Source organism: Oenococcus oeni DSM 20252 = AWRIB129, assembly GCF_000372485.1.
In the GTDB taxonomy this organism is placed as follows: domain Bacteria; phylum Bacillota; class Bacilli; order Lactobacillales; family Lactobacillaceae; genus Oenococcus; species Oenococcus oeni.
The window spans coordinates 1-19230 of the sequence record NZ_AQVA01000011.1 but is presented as its reverse complement, the minus strand read 5'-3'; the positions used below and the strand labels follow the sequence as shown (position 1 = coordinate 19230).

Here is a 19230-nt window from a genome sequence, read left to right as displayed (position 1 = left end):
GAGATTAATAATGGAAAAAGAAGTTTTAGCAATTTTAGAAAATATTTTGGGTGAAGATTTATCAAATCAAATGGATGACAACTATTTTGATAACGGTTTGATGGATTCGATGGCAACGGTTGATTTGGTTTTGGCCTTACAGGATAAATTCGGAATCAATGTGCCGGTTTCGGAATTCGACCGTAGTAAATGGGATACGCCGAATAAAGTAATTGAGAGAGTTAAGGAGTTAGCTGACAACTAATGAAAAAAAGATTATGGCAGATTTTTGGACCCGTCATTGTCGCTTTTTTGGCTCTTTTGATTTTATTGTTTGCACCTCTTAATTATTCGCATTTTTCGGTTAAGGATGAAAAAAAAGCTGCGGTTGCGTTGAATTCCATTACTTTTAAGAACCAGCAACTAAAAAAGCAAGCTCTTTCTGATAAAAAAACGCGTTATGTGCCTTTTTTTGGATCATCGGAGTGGGAGAGGATGGATCAATTTCATCCTTCTGTTCTGGCGATTAAATATCACCGAAATTACCGGCCTTTTTTGCTTGGCCGGCGCGGAACACAATCTCTTACCCAGTATTTTGCAATGCAGACAATTTTGCCGGAATTAAAAAACAAACAGGCGGTTTTTGTTATTTCTCCGCAATGGTTTGTTAAAAAAGGTGTTGATCCGGGGGAATTCAATTATTATTTTTCCAATCTTCAAGGAACTGAATGGCTTGATTCCAATACTAATTCAAGGGCTGATCGTTATGCGGCCGATCGCCTTTTAAAACTTCAAGGTGAGGATAAAAAAGGTATTTTGACAAATATCTACAAACGGGTTGCCGAAGGAAAAAGTCTTACCAAACAGGAAAAATGGGAAATTTACCTTGAAAAGGTCGTTCTCGAACACGAGGATCAGCTTTTTAGCCGCTTTCAAGTCAATGACAATTATGACCGCCGCATTTTGCCGAAAACAAAATATCTACCAAGACAATTTAGCTATCGAAACTTGACTCGTTCTGCCAACAGAGTTGCTGCAAGGCAGACCACTAATAACCGTTTTGGTATTTTGAATAGTTTTTATAGCGGCAGAATCAAGCCCTTTGGCCTTAAACGCTTGAAAGGAGCACAAAGAAATATTAGTTATGTACAGTCCACGGAGTATTCCGATTTTCAACTTGTGCTTAATGAATTTGCCAAATTGAAGGTTAACGTGATGTTCGTTATTCCTCCTGTCAACCGTAAATGGGCAGCTTATACCGGCCTTGATTTGAATAACTATCAGGAAGCTGTTAAAAAGATTAAATATCAATTGAAATCTCAATCTTTTAATAACGTTGTCGATTTATCCAAAGATGGTGGCAAGCCGTATTTTATGCAGGACACGATTCATCTCGGCTGGTGTGGCTGGATCGCTTTTGATAAAAAAGTAAATCCTTTTTTGAGTCATCCGACTAAAGCACCAAAGTACAAGATTAATAATAATTTTCTTTCGAAAAAGTGGCAGCGATTAAAACCAAATAATGCCAATCTCAAGGAATTTAAATAATTTTTACTAAAAAATCCCCACTTTAAGAGAAGTGGGGATTTTATTTTATTCAAAGATTTTAATTATTGGATTTCAATATGATGAGTTTGACTTTCGTCAGATTTTGGTAGAATCAGGTTTAAAATACCATTTTCGTACTTGGCACTAATCTTGTTTTCATCTACGCCGGGTACGTAGTAACTGCGGGAGTAATTCCCATAGCGACGTTCGCTGCGAACGACATTATTTTTCTTGTCTTTTTCCTCGGCCTTGGAACTCAAAACTCCTGATACCGTTAGATTATCATTTGAATAATCAATTTTAATATCTTTCTTATCCAAGCCTGGAAGTTCGATTTTCAGGCCGTATTCTTTATCGTTTTCAGAAATATCAGTCCGCATAATCGAATTATTATGCCGGGCACTTTCCCACAAGCCATCGCGTGGTCCGAAGAAGTTGTTCATCAAGTTGCCCATCATATCGGAAACATCCATTAATCCATCATTTCTATCCATTAATTCATTTGCCATATCAAATACCTCCTATTAACTAAGTGATATTACATACCGCTTACAGTTATTATAATAGTCAGTATTGGTCAGAAAGTCAAGAAAGGTCAAATAAAAAAATAATTATTGTCAAAAGGCTTCGATTAATTTAATTGTATTTATTCTTTTTCCTTTGAATCGAAAATATTAAAATGACGACAATTGCGCAACTGATAAAATTCAAAATGAAAATGTGCCGACTGCCTGTGTAGTTGCTTTGTTTGCCATCTGTTCCAATACCATTCGCTAAAAGTGCCGAAGCAACAGATGTTCCCAGCGAACCCGCATATTGCTGAAGAGTATTAAAAACGGCATTTCCATCGGAAATTAATTTCAACGGCAGTTTTTGCAAGGCGTATGTTAGCGAGTTATTGAATACAAAACTAAAACCGATCATATAAATAACATACAGAGCTGCGATTAAAAAGACCGACAAATATCTTTGAAAAATTGTAAAAGAAATTGTCGATGTTATCAGAAAAAAAGCACCAATTACGAGTGGAATTTTTACGCTGAAGCTATCAAGCATACGGCCGGTCAAAGGCTGGAGGATAGCAGAAATCAAACTTCCGCAAAGCAGCATTATACCTGATATCGTTACGCCTTTTTTAAGAATTAATTGGGCGTAGTTTGGCAGAAGAAAAGTCAGAGACAATTGGATAAATTGGATCAGAAAATAAATTAAAAGAGGGCAGACGAATTCCCATTTTTTAAAGATCGAAATACTGATTAATGCTTGTCTGCTGTTTGTGGAAAGCTTGATAAATACAATTAACAAAATAACCGCTATTAAAAGGAAACCGTAGAATTTGATTGAAGTCCAACCATATATTCCAGCATTATTAACAGCAACTGTAATTGAAAGCAGGGCCAGGATCAAACTGATAAACTGTTTCCAAGCGAAAGGGATTTTGCTTGGCGAGCTTTTTTGTTCGATAAAAGAAAGCCCGATCAACCAAGCAATCAAACCGATCGGAAGTACAAACCGGAATATAAGTCTCCATGATAGGTCCTGAGTAATGACGCCTCCATAGGTTGGCCCGAGCGAAGATGCCAAAAGCAATAACCATTCCACCAATTCCCATGTAACTTCCCTGTTTCTTTTGAGGTATTTGCTGCATTATCTCTGTAATTAAGAGTGGGATTGCCAGTCCGGTGCTCAGAGCTTGAATCAGCCTGCCGATGAGCAAAATTAAAAAATTTGGCGCAAGCGCCGAACAAATAACACCAATTATAAAAAGTAGCCCTGCCCAAAAGAAAATCTTTTTAAAAATAAATCTTTTTAAAAATAAATCTTTTTTCAATGAAGGCGGCAATTGAAATTGTTGCCGCGACAAGTAATAAATAAGCTGTTGTCAGCCATTGGACCTTATTGAGACTTATAGAGAATTGTTGCATGAGTGTTGGAAAAGTTACATTCATGGATGTTTCAATTAAAACATCGCAAAATGCTAATCCTGCTAAACCCAAAATTGCCAATTTGACATGAAGGGAGACTGGTTGATTATCTTTTTGCATAAAAAACTCCAATTTCTGATAATACTTCAATGACTATTGCATTTTTAGACACAACAGTACTTTTTCTCAGAATCGGAGTTGACTTAATTTGGCTTAAATTCATTTTCTCTGGTTATTAAATAAGTTTCAACATTCCTAAGAATATACAAGTACAAAAGCCACTTGTTTATGGTTTCTAGTCACCTGAGTTGTTAATTTTATGATGTTCACATGGGATTATAACAGCAAAAGGAAGGATTTTGCAAACGAAATCGCTTACCTGTTTTTTATATAGGCAATGAATTTTCTCTTCAAATCGGTTAAATTTTCATCTGACATGTAGCATAGCGATATGCTTGTCGATACAGTTGGTTCGACTGGTATTGCAACGATTCTCGATGACTCCTTTGGAACAAGTTTACTCATTAATAGAGATATTCCCATTCCATCAGCTACCAGATCAACAATATTTTCGATCTGTCTATCGGTATATACAACATTTGGAAGAAAGCCGGAACTTTTGCATAAATTTACGCAAAGATTATAGGGACGCGATCCTTTCGGCTCCAATAGAAAGAACTCTTTTTCCAGTTGGGATATTGAAATTTTTCTTAAATTAGCTAAGTGATGATTTTTCGGTAAAACAGCCATCATTTGGTCTTTTGCATAAGGTATTCGCTTGAAATATTTTCGATCTTTAACTTCACGAATAAATGCAAAATCGCACTGATTGGAGTGAAGCAGATTTTCCAATTTTCCGGACGGCTCGGTAATTATTTTGATTTCAACTCCGGTATCTTTTATAAAGTTGGTAATTTCTTTAGAAATACCATACTGTCCAATTGAAGGAATCGAGCCGATGATTAAAGAGTTGTCATGGACGACTGCCTGATCGATTTTTTTAAGGCATTCTTGTTCTAATTGAAGAATTTTTTCGGCGTATTCTAAATATATATAACCGTACTTACTGAGTTCGACAGATTTCGTATTTCGATTGAACAAGTTAACGCCTAATTGCTTTTCGATTTTTTGAATTCTCTTTGTTATCGATGATTGCGAAATGTAAAGCGAATCCGCTACCTGTGTATAGTTTTTTTCTTTTGCCAAAGTTACAAATGTTTTCAGATATTCCGAATCCATTGATTCCCTCCGTAAAACATCTATTTCTTGTTAAAAATAATTATAGTCAAAAAAAGAAGGAAACATTTTTCCTGGATTATATATTAACCATTTAAAGGAATTGCTGATCTGCTTCATTTATTCGTCTCAGGAATAAGTATCGGATTAAACGGAAATGGGACGAATTCTTTTGCGACCTACAATATGTAGTGAAAGTAAGCGCTTACTTTCAATGTTTAGAATAGGAGATCCATATTTTGATTATTGATGCGAATATCTACTGGCTTCCAAATGAAATTTTTGTTTCAGAGGAAATGACCAATCATTTCCTTCGGGTGGTGCCAAGAGAATATGGTGTTTATGCTTATCAACGAGAAAAAAATAAAAATGAACGCGAGTTTGTAATAGAAAAGCCGGAAGGTTCGGAAAATCTCAATTATTTTCAAGGCGATTATGATTTATCAGTTCAATTGGAAAATATGGATCAGGCCGGAGTAGATACTGGCGTTATGAAGCTGCCGGGATGCCAAGAGTGGTTAGATTTGGATTTATGTATCCAGTTCAATAATCAAATGGCTGAAACCGTTAAAAAAAGCAAGGGTCGTTTTAGAGCTTTAGCTGTTGTACCACCATCCGGGGATGCTGATACCTTACGGGAATTGAAGCGCTGTATTAAAGAACTTCATATGAATGGTTTACAACTTTCCGCTCATTACGGTAATAAATATTTGGATGATCCGATGTTCAGACCTTTATTAAAATGTGCCAGCGATCTTAATATTCCTGTGTATGTGCACCATACACCCGTACCGGTTGAATATAATTCTTTGGCAGGCTACAACAATTTAAGAAGATCATATGGTCGCTGTGAGGATCAAACGATCGCTGTCACGCGAGAAATTTTCAGTGGGATGTTTAAGGAGTTGCCGAATTTAAAAATGATACATTCGATGCTCGGAGGTGGTTATTTTGCTTATAAGAACATGTTTTTCCCAAACGATTCGGGTCATGGCCGTTTCGATGCAAACACTTCCGATGTAGCACGGTCTTTAAAAGATAATATTTATTTTGAAATGTCTCATGCTCAGCCATGGGGAAAAGCCGAATTAAAATGTGCCGTTGAAGTTTTGGGAGCTGACCATATTATCTACGGTTCTTCCTATCCTGTAAAAAAGGATTGGCTAATCGGTGGACCACAATATGTTGGCGATTTGCCAATTAGTCAAGATGAAAAGGATATGCTTCTATTTAAAAATGCAGAAAGGATATATGGCATTAAATAAAAAATTGAAAGGAGATGGTGAAGTGCTGAAAGATTCTTTTCTAGCTGGTGCCGGAAAGGCCAAAATAGTTTTTTCTCAAGACGACTTTCCGATTAAACAGTTCACAGGAATTCATGACAATTTATATATCAGGGTACTTTTGATTGATAGCAATCAGCGTTTTGCATTCGTATCGATTGACCTGACTTCTTTAACAAAGGACAGAATTGATTTTTATAAAAGCTTGATTCATCAATTAACAAGTATTGACGAAGGAAACATTTGGGTTTCCGTTACTCATACCTTTTCTGCTCCACATATTCCTTTGGAATCGCAAAAGGATGATGAAGAGAAAATTATTTCCATGATGCTTTTTAAAACGTCGGCAGCTTTAAGAGAAGCAATCAATCAAGCGCTCTTGTCTATGAAACCAGCCGATATAGGTTTTTCCTATAGCTCCTGTCCCCTTAATATCAATAGGAATATACCAACACGACTAGGCTGGTGGCTTGGTCGCAATGATGATGGATATTCAAATCATGATGTAAGAACAGTCACTTTAAAACAAGAAAATAATGAGATTATTTCGATTCTTTATAATTTTGATGTTCAAGCATCTGTAATGGATAATGTTTCGACTAAAAGTGGAGAACTTTTAATTTCTTCGGACCTGGTTGGTAAGGCCTCCAGTGATATCGAAAATACTTTTGGTAAGAACTCAGTAGCAATTTTTCTGCCTGGTTCGGCCGGCGATCAAGCTCCAATTTTTAAGGGATCAAACTGGAAGATTACGAAGAATAATCGTCTTGTATGTTCGAGCATTCATGAAGAAGCGTATTCTTTGGTTGATCAGCTTGGGGTAAAACTTAGTCAAAGTGTTCAAAGGGCAGTGTTCAAAACAGAGAAATTTGCTGATAACTGTGAAATAAAAATTAATCATTATTCAGTTTATCTACCGGAACAAAGAGTCAAATATTCAACTAAAGCCTTGCGGCCTTCAAAAAAATATCAATTTGAAAAAACCGGTAATTCACTTTTTGTCCCTATTGATATTCTGTACTTGAATAATTTAGCAATGATTGGGACCATGCCTGAGCTCAACAGTTCTTTTGGCCAAAAGTTGCGAGAAAAGTTTAATAATCAAAATACATTTGTTTGTACCCTTGTAAATGGGGCAATGAAATATTTGCCGGAGGATGTCGATTTTATTCGTCGTACTTATACGGCTATGAATACTAGGCTTGGGCAGGGATCCGATCGACTTTTTCTCGATCAAATTGTAAAAGCCCTGCAATCATAAGAATTAAGCTCGATTATGTTTATAAAATATAAAAATAGAGGTCGTTAATATGAGAATTGGAACAGCACGTTACTGTATTTCGCCTGAATATTGTAAATTTTATTTATTAGGCTACAAAACTCCGGTTCGGAACAATCCAGCTGCCGGTATTCATGACGATATTTTCTGCAATGCATTGCTTTTCGATAATGACAATCATAATCGTGTTTTTCTTCTTTCTGCCGACTTATTGGAACTTGAAGATGACATGGTCGAAGAAGTTAAAAGCAAATTAAATGAGATTTACGGTATTTCACGTGATCAAATAATTATTTGTGTTACCCATGATCATAATTCTATTAGAGATTTTCATAAGCACTGGGAAACAGGCCAGTTCAATCAGCAATACTATGATTTTCTGATTGAAACAATTATTAAGGCTTTTGAAAAATGTTCAGAAAATCTTCAAGATGCAACTGCTAAATACGGTAAAAAAGTAATTACCGGTTATTACAGTAATCGCAATCATCCTGGAGAATTGGCCGACAACGAAATAACTGTCATCAAATTTTATAACAAGCAAAACAACGTTTTTGCCTGTTTGTTGAACTGGGCGACTCATTCTACTGTTCTTGGTCCGGATAATAATCAATTAACGGGTGATTTAGCCGGTCAAACCTGTCAGAAACTTGGAAATCGATGGGGTTGTTTTCCGGTAATGGTTGTTGGTGCTGCAGCAGATTCCAGTAATCGAAATAATCGGCAGGGAAAAGATTTTGCCGAGTTGGAGCGGGTTAGCTCCGGCCTTGCTGAGAAAATTATCGATATTCCTGTCACGAAAAAAGTTGAGTTCGGACCGGTGATTTTTCAGACCCTCAGTCATTCGATTCACCCGAATATGAAAAAATATCATCGTCAACTCCAGCAAACTATTGATGATATTAAATCCGGAGAACTCAATCTCGGGGAAAGCGCGCCGGCTGGAGCGCTAATCGGTAAATGCCAGGAGCAGTTGAAGCTCAATGATTACAATTTATTATTGCAATTTGAGGTTTTGGATATTGGCAATTTGCGTTTTTATATTTTCCCAGGCGAGCTCGGATCTAAATTTGGACTGTCTATGAAATCATCGACGAATAAAGTTGCGATTATTGCCGGTTATGCGAACGGATTTCATTATTACTTTTTGCCGAAAGAGGAATATGGACTTTCCTTTGAAACGATTGGTAATCCGGTTCCATCGGGAGAGGCTGAAAAAATCGTTGCTAAGTTAATTCGATCCGGCCAATTGATGGACAAGTAAATTTTTTTAAAGATAAATGAAAGCGCTTTAGTAAATTTGTTTTGAAAATTAATCTAAATTGAAAGGAAAAAATATGTTTGCCTTTTTAAATAAAAATAAACATCCCGATAAACGAATCCTTGCACCGGTTACAGGAAAATGTGTTGATTTGTCAAAAGTTCCTGATCCTCTATTCGCTAAAAAAGTTATGGGTGACGGAGCGGCTTTCATCTATGACGGAGATACAATTTTTTCACCGTGTCAGGGCAGTGTTTCGATGATCGCTTCCACAAAACACGCGATTGGTTTGATGAGCATTTCCGGGATTGAAATATTGCTTCATGTTGGTATAGACACAGTTAATTTGCATGGGGAAGGTTTTACGACTCTCGTTTCGAAAGATGAAATAGTTAAAATTGGCAGACCTTTGTTAAGAATTAATCGTAATTTGATGCAGGAAAAGAAAATAGATTTAATTACCTCGCTTGTTGTTACTAATGGTTCTTCTGTAGATATAAAGATTGAGAATATCGGTACGCAAGTCACGCAAGGATTATCCGAGATAATCGTTGAAAAAAATGGAGATAATAATTATGGACTATAAAGAATTAGCCACAAATATCTTGAAGAACGTGGGCGGAAAAGAGAATGTCAATGATGTAATTCATTGTGTTACTCGGTTACGTTTTCATTTAAAAGATGAAAGTAAAGCTAATGATACTGCGATTAAAAACATGGATGGCGTAATGGATGTTATTCATGCCGGCGGACAGTATCAAGTTGTCATCGGTCCCCAAGTCGATGATGTATATGATGCTTTAGTAAAAGTTGGTTGTTTTCAAAAGAAAGAAGAAGTTTCCCTTGACCAGGGACAGAATGATGAAAAAAAATATGGTGAAAAAGATCAAAAACAGGAAGGATTATTTTCTAGATTTTTAGGTCTGATTAGTTCGATTTTTCAACCGGTGCTGGGAATATTGATGGCAAGCGGTATGTTTAAGGCACTTGTTTCATTATTTACAGTTGCGGGAATTATGTCTAAAACAAGCGGAACATACGTTATTTTATATGCTCTTGGCGACGCTTTGTTCTATTTCTTCCCGGTTGCCCTAGGTTGGAGTGCTGCAAAACGATTTGGCATGAAAGAATTGTATGGAATAACCCTGGGAGGAATTCTGGTTTATCCGACATTAGTCAGCGCAGTAACTAGTAAAACCTTATATACTTTGTTTGCCGGAAGCGCATTTTCTCTACCAGTACGATTAACTTTTTTGGGAATTCCGGTTGTTACGCAAACATATTAGACTACCGTGATTCCGATTATTTTAATTGTTTGGGTAGCCAGCCATATTTATAAATGGTTGAATAAAAATTTGCCGGCTATTTTACGGGCATTTTTCGTTCCGTTCTTCACTTTGCTAATTGCAGCCCCTTTGGGACTTATTGTTATTGGACCAATCGCGATGGTTATACAGGATAGTTTGAGTAAATTGGTCATTGCAATGATTGGTTTGAATGCAGGTATTGCAGGTCTGTTCCTGGGAACATTTTGGAGTATTCTCGTTATGTTTGGTTTGCACTGGGCAATTATCCCGCTGTTTGCGATCGACATTGCACAACATGGATATGATGTTATTAATCCGTTAATATTTGCCGGTGCCTTAGCTTCGATGGGTTCTGTTCTAGGTGTTTTTCTTCGGACTAAATATCCTAAGGAACGCAGTATTGCCATACCGGCTTTTATTTCATCGTTCTTTGGTATTAATGAACCATCTCTTTATGGAGTTTTAATCCCACGTAAAAAGGTTATGATTTCCAGTTTTTTGTCTGCTGGGATAGGTGGCGCAATTGCCGGTTTTTCTGGTTCGAAATTGTATGCTTTCGGTGCCAGCGGACCATTAGGACTACCGTGTTTTATTAATCCTAAAGGCATTGATTTTGGATTCATCGGACTTTGTTTGAGTGGAATCGTAGCTTTTTTACTGGCTCTTATTTCCAGCATGTTCTTTGGAGCTAAAAAAGACGTTAAAGATATTAAGTAATTGAACCGGATGTTCAATTTATTCTCGTAAGCAATTGCCGTTTAAACACCGGTGATTGTTTTTTTATTTTATTTTTTAGTGGTTTAAGGATTTTTTATGCTCTTTAATTATCGATTCTTTTCAAAAGAGACATCAAGCAGGCTGCGATAAATACAATCGCTCCTGCCAAAAACCATGCATCTTTAATCGAAGCGTAACTAATGAAGTTTCCAATCACAAGCGGACTGACTACATATCCGGCTCCGGTGACTATCGGAATAATCGCGCTAATTCTTCCCCTATGAGAAAGCGGAGTATGATCAGCGATGAATACCGAAGAGTTAATTGAAATCAAAATTTCGCCAATCGTCATAATGAATAAATCAAGATAGAAGAGGAACAATATGTGAACAAAAGCCAGCGAACCAAAAGAAAGAATATAGCAGAAACCGCCAATCGACATCACTGTAATTGCAGGAATTTTTTTTGTGACTTTTGTTAATAAAGGCGTCAGGATAATTACGAGAATTCCGTTGAAACTGGCGAGAGTTCCGTATAGCGCAGCTCCGTTTTTACCAAACAAATCGGCAAGCTGTAAAGGAAGCGCAAAGCCCCACTGTGCGTAGACGAAATCGTAGCAAAATAGAATTAAAGCAAAGAAAATAAGTATTGGTCTTTGAAACAATATGTGAAAAACGGATCCTTCTTGACTAATTTCAAGCGGTCGTTTTTCGGAATTTATTTCCTGGTCTTTCTTTCCTTTGGTTTCCCCAATAAAAGTGGCCACCAATATCATAGATATCAGAGTTGCTACTCCATCACCGAAAAATAGGAAAGGCAAAGCATTTTTAAACAGCAATCCACCAAGTATCGGACCGATTGCATAACCTAAATTCCAGCCCATATAGGAAAGCGAATAAGAGGCTTGACGATTTTTCGGAACCGTTATATCAGCTAAAAGAGCATCATAGGCAGGTGAGGAAATTGAATAGAGGATCGAAGACAGAATTAATAAATAGACCAATAGCATCGACGAGCTTTTAATTGAAGCACAAAGCATCAAAACCAGCGCCCCAGGTATTTGTGATAAGAGAATAATTTTTTTACGACCGATCAAGTCAGTGAGTTTTCCGCCGATAATCATGCCCGGAGCGGATAAAGATCCTAGAATTGTAATATATAACCCCGATTCAGCAGCACTGAGACCTATTTTTTCAGTCAAAATCAAAGTCAAAAGAGGCTGAACAAAGGAGCCTGCTGCATCGATGATCCGAGAAATAAACAGAATGTATATTTCTCTGGGAAGATTGCGGTAATTACTAAAATAGTCCATTTTCCTCCCTTGATCCCTAGTTTTATTCCAGTTTCATCCCTGTGTTTTCACACTCTGCCCGGTTAAGTTCCAATCGATCTGCCTTTTGAAACATTTTAATAATAGGATATCACCTGTCGGGATGAACGGCCAATTATTGAAAACAGATCTGAAAAACAATTTTCCCATAGTTCTACCTGACTTGATATTGTTGTTGAAACTCTTGAAAATAATTTTTTATAATAATGGAATTGTATATATTTATCTACTTATGCTGCTGTTGCTTAAATTGATTGGTAATAATTTCTAGTTCTTCTAGTTCTGAAAACTTTTTACAAATGGCAATTTTAAATGTTTTTTTTGCTATAAAAAAGCACTGCTTTCGCGGCGCTTTTTAAACTGTTTTAGTGCTCGTATTGATAAGCAATATTATAAACAGCTGTTTTGCCAGCTGATAAAATGATATCACCGAAGTTTTGATGGTGAATTGCATCAGGCAAAGTTTGGCATTCAATTGCTAACGCATTGAAATCGTGTTGCTTCTCACGCTCTGGATCGAGCGGATTAGTCGTGAAAACAACAACGGCATTTCTTTGCGAATAGATTTTAATTCTTCGTTTATCGGCAGAATCTCCAATCTCAGCAACTGGTTCCTGGCTGTTAGGAGTGACCAAAAAAATATCATCCAATTCAATAATGCTTTGATCTTTTTTTAGTTTATCCAAAACATCCTGAAGATTTTCTTTTTGCTGGAAATCATAATTGCTTCCCTTAACCGGCAGAAAATTTCCGGTAGGAATTTTGTTAGTATTCAATTCCAGTCTTTTACTACTATTTATTTTTAGCCATTGCTTTCTCAAGTCATGCTGGGAATCGGTTACATTGAAATAGGCATGCAGAGTTGGATTGAAGAGAGTTGTTTGGTCGGATTTTCCAAGAAATGTCACAGTTACGCGATCATTTTCAGTCAGGGTGTAAATGATTGTTGCTTCTAAATTCCCTGGATATTGGTCATCGCTTGATTTAATATAGTGCTTAAAAATCACGCTGGCCTGTTTTTCATCCACATGGCTTTCTGCTGACCAGTTGATAAAAGAAAAGCCATGGCTGCCGCCGTGCAAAGCGTAATCTTTTTCGTTGTTTTCAATATGATAATCTTTACCGGCGATTGAAAATTGAGCGCCGGTAATTCTTCCGGCAACTCGTCCAACTGCTTTGCACAAATAATAAGGGGTCTTGATGTAATCTTCCAAATTATCAAAATTAACTAATAGTTGGTGGCGTCCATCTGTTTCTTTAACCGAAAAGTCCTGCCATGTCACTCCGAGAGTGATTAGAGATATTTTTGTTTCATGCTGGTTAATCAAAGTATATTTGGTTACCGTTTCTCCATTTATTTCTCCGAATTTTTTTGTTTCGATTTTCAAAATATTACCTCGATTCTTTTAAGTAATCGATCATAAAGTACTTTGGCGAAAAATTAAACGAGTTTCCAATTCGACTCTTTTTGCCAAGGGCTGTTTGCTGGCCGTCAGCTGGTCTTTTAGCATATTGATTGCTGCCATGCCCATTTCTTCGGTTCCAACAGCTACCGAACTCAGTTCCGGATAGACGTAACTGGCAAGCGAAGTATTGTTGAAGCTAAAAATACTGACTCTTTTGGGAATTTCGATTTTTGCTTCTCTGAGCGCTTTTAGGGCTCCGGCTGCCATTGGATCGTTGGAAATAAAGAAGGCATGCGGGAGACGGTCCTTTAATTTCCTGATTGCTTCTTTCATAACTTGATAGCCAGAGTCATTTGTAAAATCGCCCTTAAAAACCAGTTTTGGGTCGTAGGCATGTTTTTCGCTTAATTCTTTTTTAAAAGCTATATAGCGCCGGTCGATAATTTTTCTCAAATGGTCGGTTGTTTCTTCTTCACCGTATATTAAGCCGATATCGCGAATCTTTTCCTTCCAAAAAAAATCAACGATTTTTTTCATCGCCAGGGAAATGTTGGTTAATAAGCTGTCAAAACCCTTAGCGAATTGATCATCATCGACAAAAACAATTTTGTCGGTCACCAAGGCAAGGTCCTTTACTTGCTCGGGACTGAATTTACCAACTGCGATTATGCCGTCAATGTCGGTTTCTAAAGTACTGGTATCGTTTTTGAATATATTCATAACTTCGATACCCAATTGTTGACCGCGCTTCTCAACTCCTTTGCGGATCATTAAATAGTACAAATCATCCTGTTCTTTTTCCTCTGAATACCATTGAACCAAGGCGATTTTTTTTGTCGAAATAGACGATGAACGATGATGACTTTTAATATAATTTAATTTTTCCGCCACCGAGAAAATCTGATCCCGGGTTTCGTCGCTGACGGAAAGTGTTTTGTCGTAATTAAGGACTCGTGAAATAGTGGTTGGCGAGAGGCCGGTTTTTTCTGCAATATCTTTTAATGTTGTTGCCATTTGCCATCCTAACTGTGTTTAATCAGTCCCTGAGGAATAAATACGATTTGATCTCTTTAACCATTATATAGACTTTAGGTTTTTTACAAAACGATCGAAAGCCAATTGTCCTCGTTGGTTCCATTTGAAAACGCCGGCATCTTCGAGGACTCTAGCAAATGTCAGTCCGACTTCTTTATTCAAAATTGTATCGACATTGTCTTTTTTGAAACTATATTGTTTTTTTAAATTATCGGCCCATTTGCGATGATAGTCAGCTATTTTATTCGGCTCTTCAAGCAGGTACGAAGAAACTTCTTTTAGTTCCTTCTTTAGGCGAGCTGGTAAAATTGCTCTTCCCATAACTTCAATCAGGCCGATATTTTCCTTTTTAATGTGCTGAACATCCTGGTGAGGATGAAAAATCCCATCTGGATATTCAGCCGAGGTCTGATTATCTCGTAATACGATATCAAAGATATATTTTCCATTTTCAAAATGAACGATTGGCGTTACTGTGTGGTGACGCACACCTTTTGTATATGCTCTAAGGTCGACTGTTTCATCCGAGTAGTTCATCCATTTTTCATGGATCAAGTTAACAGTTTTGGCTAACTGTTCCTGATTTTCACTGATTAATCGAATTGTCGACATAGGCCATTTAACAATTCCAGCGGTTATACCGCTAATTCCCAGATCGATTGGACGATCGATTTTAGCCTTCATCATCGGGAAAAGATGCCTCCCCCCTTGGTAATGATCATGGCTTAGCATTGATCCACCAACGATTGGCAGGTCGGCATTACTGCCGACAAAATATTCCGGAAAAATGTGAACAATTTCCAGTAAGTTGCTGAAAGTGTGTCGATTAATCACCATTGGACGGTGAATTTTTGAAAGAAAAATCGAGTGTTCCTGGAAATAGGCGTAAGGAGAATATTGGAATCCCCAGGTTTCTCCACCAAGAGTCAAACGGATTATCCGATGATTACTGCGGGCTGGATAATCCAAGCGACCTAAATAACCTTCATTTTCAAGGCAGAGCTGGTCTAGCGGGTAACTGCTCCGGTTTTTTTGTTTGGCAGCGGCAGCAATTACTTTTGGGTCTTTTTCCGGTTTCGACAAATTGATTGTAATTTCTAAATCCCCATAGTCACTTTTAACCGGAAAGGAAATATTTTTCGCGATTGCCTGCGTTTTGATATAGTCATTTTCGCGACTAACCTTATAAAAGTAATCTGTTGCTGTTTTGGGACTCTTCTGATAAAGATTCCAAAAGGTTGCGTTGATAACGGAGGGCAAAGGAGTCAGCAGGTCCATTAGCTCTGCGTCCAAAATGTCGCGATCTGATAGGCTGTTTTCGATTTTGCCGTTCCTGATTGCTGTCTCAATCAAAGCAGTTCTCAAGTTTAGTAACTGATCGTCTTTTTCTTTTACCGTATTACCGTCTCCGATTAATGCATGAATTCTGTTTTCAACATAAATACGGTCCAATTCTTGATAATTTGAATCAGATTGGATCACTGCAGTAACAAATTTGTCCAATGCCGACATTAATTTTTTGCCTCCTCCAATACTTAAATATTACTCGACTATTTCTTTCGGCCCATCCGAAATCTTGGCGATATAGAAATCAGCCGGGTAACCAATTTTTTCTTGATAACTTTTACCGACTTTTGTCTTGAAGTCATCGACATAATCTTTTCCGACAATTGCTATTGCACAACCGCCGAAACCGGCACCGATCATTCGAGCACCGAGGACCCCGGGCTGTTTCCAAGCCGCCTCTACCAAAGTGTCCAATTCCTTACCGGTCACTTCATAGTCGAAATGCAGTGAAACATGCGAGGCATCAACTAATTGGCCAAAAGTTGTCAGATCATTGTTTTTTAACGCATCGAAAGCTCTTAAAGTCCGCTGATTTTCAAAGACGGCATGGCGCGCCCGGCGAATCAATATATCGTCATTAATTAAATAAGATGCTTGGTCAAATGCTTCAATTGAAAGATCGCCAAGTGATTTAATCGCTAATTTTGTTTGGAGGCGTTTTAAAGCTTCTTCGCACTGTGAACGACGTTCGTTGTATTTGGAATCCTGGAGTTCGCGGCGCTTATTAGTACTCATGATGACAATTACATTGTCTCCGAGTTTAACCGGGGCATATTCATATTTCATTGTATTTGTATCAAGCAGAATAGCTTGCTCAGCTCTTCCCATGCCAACGGCAAACTGATCCATAATTCCCGAATTAACGCCGATATATTTGTTTTCAACTTCTTGGCCGATCTTGACAAGATCTAATTGCGAAACATCCAGGGAAAAAACATTCTTTAAAATCGTTCCCATCAGAAGTTCGATTGACGCTGATGAAGAAAGGCCAGCGCCATCAGGCAAATTTCCGTGGATAAAAAGGTCGAAACCGTGATTAATTTTATAGTCACGTGAAACCAAACTAGCTAAAACGCCCCTTAAATAATTAGTCCAGCCGTCTTCTTTATGATATTCAAGATCGTTTAACTGAAAGCTGACGACTCCCTGGTCGGGAATATTAGCAGAGTACATTCTGATCGTTTGGTCATCGCGGGATCCATAAACACCAAAAGTACCGATACTGATTGCGCAAGGAAAAACATTGCCTCCATTGTAATCGGTATGCTCGCCGATTAGGTTTATTCGTCCCGGTGAAAAGAAAACTTTTTCTGCGGTCTTTTTGAATTGCTCTTTAAATTCTTTTAATAAAGAATTCTTGTCTAAAGTTTCCAAAATATTACTCCTTTTATTAATATTTACTAAATTCCTTTGGTTGTAATTTTTTTATCATCCTCATGGGACAACTTATTTTCCAGTTCGGCAATTACTTTATCGTGTTCTTTTTCTGTCAAAGTGATTTTGAAGAAATAGACTAATGCAGCAATAATCAAAAGTACCATCGGACCGTAAAACATATAGAACTTAAAATTAAATAATTCGTGAGCACTGATACTACTTGGCTTGGCGTTACCGGTCATACCGGAGAAGATTGCAGTAATACCAACGATTCCATTCGCGAAAGCTCCACCGAGTTTATCAAGCAAAGGACGAACAACTAAAGTAACCGATTCATTTCGATTACCACTCTTTAACTGGCCGTATTCAACACTGTCGGCAATTGTCATTAAAGCGGCCAAGAAGATCAATGGATAAGGGAAATAAAGCAGAGAAATTCCAATCAAAACAGCAACGACATTGGTACCGGAAAAAATAAAGATTGTGTATCCAATCAGCATCATGACAATTCCACCAACGTAAATTGCCTTTCGGTGAATTAGTTTTTCCAGAGCCGGGAAAAGCGAAACGGAAATGATTCCCAGAATCGCAGTGATAATGCCGACAATGTAGAAGGAACCGGATTTTCCCATGACATATTTGAAGTAGTAAATGAAAAGAGAGTTTGTAACAGTGTAAGAAAAGGCAAGCATGAAGTAGGACAAAGCCAGCCACATTAATTGATCGTTTTTAAAAATTACTTTGAAAACATCGACAAGATGAATTTTCTCGGTATTTTCACGAATAATATTGTGTTCCTCTTTGGTACCAACCGAAGTTGCCAAAGCTCCAAGGAAGGAAATCAAACCAATTACGATCGCAAAACCCAACCAACCGGCTTGGTTCTCTTGACCACTTTTCGCTCCAAACATTCCCGAAAGAATTGTAACCAAGGGAACAATAACGATAATGACACCCTGTGAACCAAGGGTCGATCCCAAACGAGCGATACTACTGAATTTCGCCCGTTTTGAAGAACTCAATGTAAATGCCGGAAGCATTGACCAAAAAGCGGTGTCTTTGAACGAGTAAAAAACATCCAAAATAACAAAAACAATTCCAAAAAGAATTAGATACAAAATTGGATTACTGTAGTTTAATCCACCAAAATTTGTAAATATAAGAATTAAACCAATCGAACTGATCGTCGCTCCAATCATAATCCAAGGCTTGAATTTTCCCCAACGCGTTCGGGTATTGTCAACAACTCCTCCGATCAGGGGATCAAAAGCGATTTCTACTAAACGAATCACAACTATCATTGTTGTGATATAGCCAATCATTTTGTCATCAAGCGAATGATTACTCGACGAGAAGAGTTGGCTGGTCACGAAAATCATGAAATAGGTACTTAATGTCGCATAGAATGCATCGTGTCCGAATGCACCAAAGGCATAGGATATATATTGTTTGATTTGTTTCATTTATTTTTCTCCTATTTTTATTTTTGCTTAGTGGTAGCGATGCTCGATAACTTTTTCAAGAATTTCGTCACGCTGGGTAGCCTTCGATAAAGCGAATTGGTTCTTTTCCAAGTCGTTGAAGTCCTGAACTAAGAATAGCGCTTCGAGGTATAAAATTAATTGACGCTTGATATACTTTTTGTTTTCCTCGTCCGGTAATTTTTGATTCCCACCAATAACATTTAGAGCGAACTGTTGAGGATTAATAATTATCTTTTTATTTTTATCTACCATACGTTTGTCTCCAAATCATTTTATTCATATTTTTACTAATAAAAAGGTAGATTGCAAATTTAATCCGAATTTTTGGACAAATTTGTCAGCATGACCTGATAAGGTGTTTGCCAGTCAAGTATTTTAAGTGGTCTCTGATTAATTTCGAGTAAGGTGGTTTTCAAGCCTTGAGCACTAATGTGCTCAAAATAAGTCCCTTTAGGATAAAAATAACGTAAATTCCGATTAAAGCGTTCATTACTACCACGTTCAGCTGGCGTATAAGCATGGCAGTAATAGGTCTTAATACCATATTGTGATTCAAGTGATACTAGCCCACTAAACTCAGTGCCACGGTCCACAGTAAAGCTGTGCACCGGACCATTAAAAGTGGTTAGGAACTTAGTTAGTGCTTCATTAACAGTCGCTGTCGTCCGATCTTTTAACCGGTATGCCCAAAGGAACCGTGATTTGCGATCGATTAA

The 19230-nt window shown here is 37.5% G+C and carries 20 protein-coding genes and 1 pseudogene; 8 read left to right on the top strand and 13 right to left on the bottom strand.

From position 1 onward, the window contains the following. Window positions 1-10 precede the first annotated feature (10 nt). Window positions 11-244 carry a D-alanine--poly(phosphoribitol) ligase subunit DltC gene (gene dltC / locus A3G9_RS0107670; protein WP_002820226.1) on the top strand — a complete coding sequence of 78 codons (234 nt, stop codon included), beginning with the start codon at window positions 11-13 and terminating at the stop codon, window positions 242-244. Beyond that, on the top strand, window positions 244-1527 hold the full coding sequence (dltD, locus tag A3G9_RS0107665; RefSeq protein WP_002821214.1) for a D-alanyl-lipoteichoic acid biosynthesis protein DltD: 1284 nt from the start codon (window positions 244-246) through the stop codon (window positions 1525-1527). The genes dltC and dltD overlap by 1 nt, the downstream gene beginning before the upstream one ends. 62 nt (window positions 1528-1589) lie before the next feature. On the opposite strand, the gene A3G9_RS0107660 is transcribed toward dltD, so the two are convergent. From A3G9_RS0107660 to A3G9_RS0107650, 5 genes and pseudogenes are all read right to left on the bottom strand, one after another. Next, entirely contained in the window at window positions 1590-2036 is a 447-nt protein-coding gene (locus tag A3G9_RS0107660) for an Hsp20/alpha crystallin family protein (protein ID WP_002820229.1), read from the bottom strand. Between the two features lie 127 nt (window positions 2037-2163). After that, entirely contained in the window at window positions 2164-3129 is a 966-nt protein-coding gene (locus A3G9_RS01000000109595; protein ID WP_236608161.1) for an MFS transporter, read from the bottom strand. A gap of 31 nt (window positions 3130-3160) precedes the next feature. After that, window positions 3161-3358, bottom strand: a pseudogene (locus A3G9_RS1000000110565) (MFS transporter); the annotation flags it as partial. After that, window positions 3321-3572, bottom strand: coding sequence for a hypothetical protein (locus A3G9_RS1000000110560; protein ID WP_018025285.1), 252 nt, complete (start codon window positions 3570-3572; stop codon window positions 3321-3323). The gene A3G9_RS1000000110560 and the pseudogene A3G9_RS1000000110565, both read right to left, overlap by 38 nt. 255 nt (window positions 3573-3827) lie before the next feature. Next, window positions 3828-4691 carry a LysR family transcriptional regulator gene (locus A3G9_RS0107650; RefSeq protein WP_002820230.1) on the bottom strand — a complete coding sequence of 288 codons (864 nt, stop codon included), beginning with the start codon at window positions 4689-4691 and terminating at the stop codon, window positions 3828-3830. 236 nt (window positions 4692-4927) lie between these two features. Between A3G9_RS0107650 and A3G9_RS0107645 the strand changes: the two genes are divergently transcribed. The 6 genes from A3G9_RS0107645 (at window position 4928) to A3G9_RS0107620 (ending at window position 10535) form a co-directional block, all read left to right on the top strand. Beyond that, on the top strand, window positions 4928-5953 hold the full coding sequence (locus tag A3G9_RS0107645) for an amidohydrolase family protein (RefSeq protein WP_002821215.1): 1026 nt from the start codon (window positions 4928-4930) through the stop codon (window positions 5951-5953). A 22-nt stretch (window positions 5954-5975) separates the two neighbouring features. After that, window positions 5976-7232, top strand: coding sequence for a hypothetical protein (locus A3G9_RS0107640; RefSeq protein ID WP_002820983.1), 1257 nt, complete (start codon window positions 5976-5978; stop codon window positions 7230-7232). A gap of 49 nt (window positions 7233-7281) precedes the next feature. Continuing rightward, window positions 7282-8514 carry a neutral/alkaline non-lysosomal ceramidase N-terminal domain-containing protein gene (locus A3G9_RS0107635; RefSeq protein ID WP_002821216.1) on the top strand — a complete coding sequence of 411 codons (1233 nt, stop codon included), beginning with the start codon at window positions 7282-7284 and terminating at the stop codon, window positions 8512-8514. A 73-nt stretch (window positions 8515-8587) separates the two neighbouring features. After that, a complete protein-coding gene (locus A3G9_RS0107630) occupies window positions 8588-9097 on the top strand; it encodes a PTS sugar transporter subunit IIA (RefSeq protein WP_002820239.1) in 510 nt (169 codons plus the stop codon). Then, a complete protein-coding gene (locus A3G9_RS0107625; protein WP_002820240.1) occupies window positions 9087-9797 on the top strand; it encodes a PTS transporter subunit EIIB in 711 nt (236 codons plus the stop codon). Before A3G9_RS0107630 ends, A3G9_RS0107625 begins: the two co-directional genes overlap by 11 nt. Before the next feature lie 6 nt (window positions 9798-9803). Beyond that, on the top strand, window positions 9804-10535 hold the full coding sequence (locus A3G9_RS0107620; protein ID WP_004164849.1) for a PTS transporter subunit EIIC: 732 nt from the start codon (window positions 9804-9806) through the stop codon (window positions 10533-10535). 103 nt (window positions 10536-10638) lie between these two features. On the opposite strand, the gene A3G9_RS0107615 is transcribed toward A3G9_RS0107620, so the two are convergent. The 8 genes from A3G9_RS0107615 to A3G9_RS01000000109590 all read right to left on the bottom strand — a co-directional run. Then, the gene (locus A3G9_RS0107615) at window positions 10639-11847 is read right to left on the bottom strand and encodes an MFS transporter (RefSeq protein ID WP_002821217.1); all 1209 of its coding nucleotides are present in this window, start codon (window positions 11845-11847) and stop codon (window positions 10639-10641) included. A 383-nt stretch (window positions 11848-12230) separates the two neighbouring features. After that, complete coding sequence (locus A3G9_RS0107605) at window positions 12231-13253, bottom strand: aldose epimerase family protein (protein WP_002821218.1); 1023 nt, start codon at window positions 13251-13253, stop codon at window positions 12231-12233. Between the two features lie 30 nt (window positions 13254-13283). Further along, window positions 13284-14285: a LacI family DNA-binding transcriptional regulator gene (locus A3G9_RS0107600; RefSeq protein ID WP_002820243.1), complete on the bottom strand. Its 1002-nt coding sequence runs from the start codon at window positions 14283-14285 to the stop codon at window positions 13284-13286. 63 nt (window positions 14286-14348) lie between these two features. Further along, the gene (locus tag A3G9_RS0107595) at window positions 14349-15818 is read right to left on the bottom strand and encodes a UDP-glucose--hexose-1-phosphate uridylyltransferase (RefSeq protein WP_002820244.1); all 1470 of its coding nucleotides are present in this window, start codon (window positions 15816-15818) and stop codon (window positions 14349-14351) included. A 30-nt stretch (window positions 15819-15848) separates the two neighbouring features. Beyond that, window positions 15849-17027, bottom strand: a complete 1179-nt coding sequence (locus A3G9_RS0107590; RefSeq protein ID WP_002820985.1) for a galactokinase — start codon at window positions 17025-17027, stop codon at window positions 15849-15851. 26 nt (window positions 17028-17053) lie between these two features. Next, window positions 17054-18493: a glycoside-pentoside-hexuronide (GPH):cation symporter gene (locus A3G9_RS0107585; RefSeq protein ID WP_002820247.1), complete on the bottom strand. Its 1440-nt coding sequence runs from the start codon at window positions 18491-18493 to the stop codon at window positions 17054-17056. 27 nt (window positions 18494-18520) lie between these two features. Continuing rightward, entirely contained in the window at window positions 18521-18766 is a 246-nt protein-coding gene (locus A3G9_RS0107580; protein ID WP_002821219.1) for a hypothetical protein, read from the bottom strand. 59 nt (window positions 18767-18825) lie between these two features. Beyond that, a partial coding sequence (locus A3G9_RS01000000109590; protein WP_018025282.1) for an IS30 family transposase occupies window positions 18826-19230 on the bottom strand: 405 nt, incomplete at its 5' end.

What these genes read in the sequence shown, in the direction of transcription:
- A3G9_RS0107635 (WP_002821216.1), top strand. Translation starts at nt 7,282, where the DNA reads ATGAGAATTGGAACAGCACGTTACTGTATTTCGCCTGAATATTGTAAA.
- A3G9_RS0107650 (WP_002820230.1), bottom strand. Translation starts at nt 4,691, where the DNA reads ATGGATTCGGAATATCTGAAAACATTTGTAACTTTGGCAAAAGAAAAA.
- A3G9_RS0107630 (WP_002820239.1), top strand. Translation starts at nt 8,588, where the DNA reads ATGTTTGCCTTTTTAAATAAAAATAAACATCCCGATAAACGAATCCTT.
- A3G9_RS0107615 (WP_002821217.1), bottom strand. Translation starts at nt 11,847, where the DNA reads ATGGACTATTTTAGTAATTACCGCAATCTTCCCAGAGAAATATACATT.
- dltD (WP_002821214.1), top strand. Translation starts at nt 244, where the DNA reads ATGAAAAAAAGATTATGGCAGATTTTTGGACCCGTCATTGTCGCTTTT.
- A3G9_RS0107600 (WP_002820243.1), bottom strand. Translation starts at nt 14,285, where the DNA reads ATGGCAACAACATTAAAAGATATTGCAGAAAAAACCGGCCTCTCGCCA.
- A3G9_RS0107580 (WP_002821219.1), bottom strand. Translation starts at nt 18,766, where the DNA reads ATGGTAGATAAAAATAAAAAGATAATTATTAATCCTCAACAGTTCGCT.
- A3G9_RS1000000110560 (WP_018025285.1), bottom strand. Translation starts at nt 3,572, where the DNA reads ATGCAAAAAGATAATCAACCAGTCTCCCTTCATGTCAAATTGGCAATT.
- A3G9_RS0107585 (WP_002820247.1), bottom strand. Translation starts at nt 18,493, where the DNA reads ATGAAACAAATCAAACAATATATATCCTATGCCTTTGGTGCATTCGGA.
- A3G9_RS0107660 (WP_002820229.1), bottom strand. Translation starts at nt 2,036, where the DNA reads ATGGCAAATGAATTAATGGATAGAAATGATGGATTAATGGATGTTTCC.
- dltC (WP_002820226.1), top strand. Translation starts at nt 11, where the DNA reads ATGGAAAAAGAAGTTTTAGCAATTTTAGAAAATATTTTGGGTGAAGAT.
- A3G9_RS0107595 (WP_002820244.1), bottom strand. Translation starts at nt 15,818, where the DNA reads ATGTCGGCATTGGACAAATTTGTTACTGCAGTGATCCAATCTGATTCA.
- A3G9_RS0107625 (WP_002820240.1), top strand. Translation starts at nt 9,087, where the DNA reads ATGGACTATAAAGAATTAGCCACAAATATCTTGAAGAACGTGGGCGGA.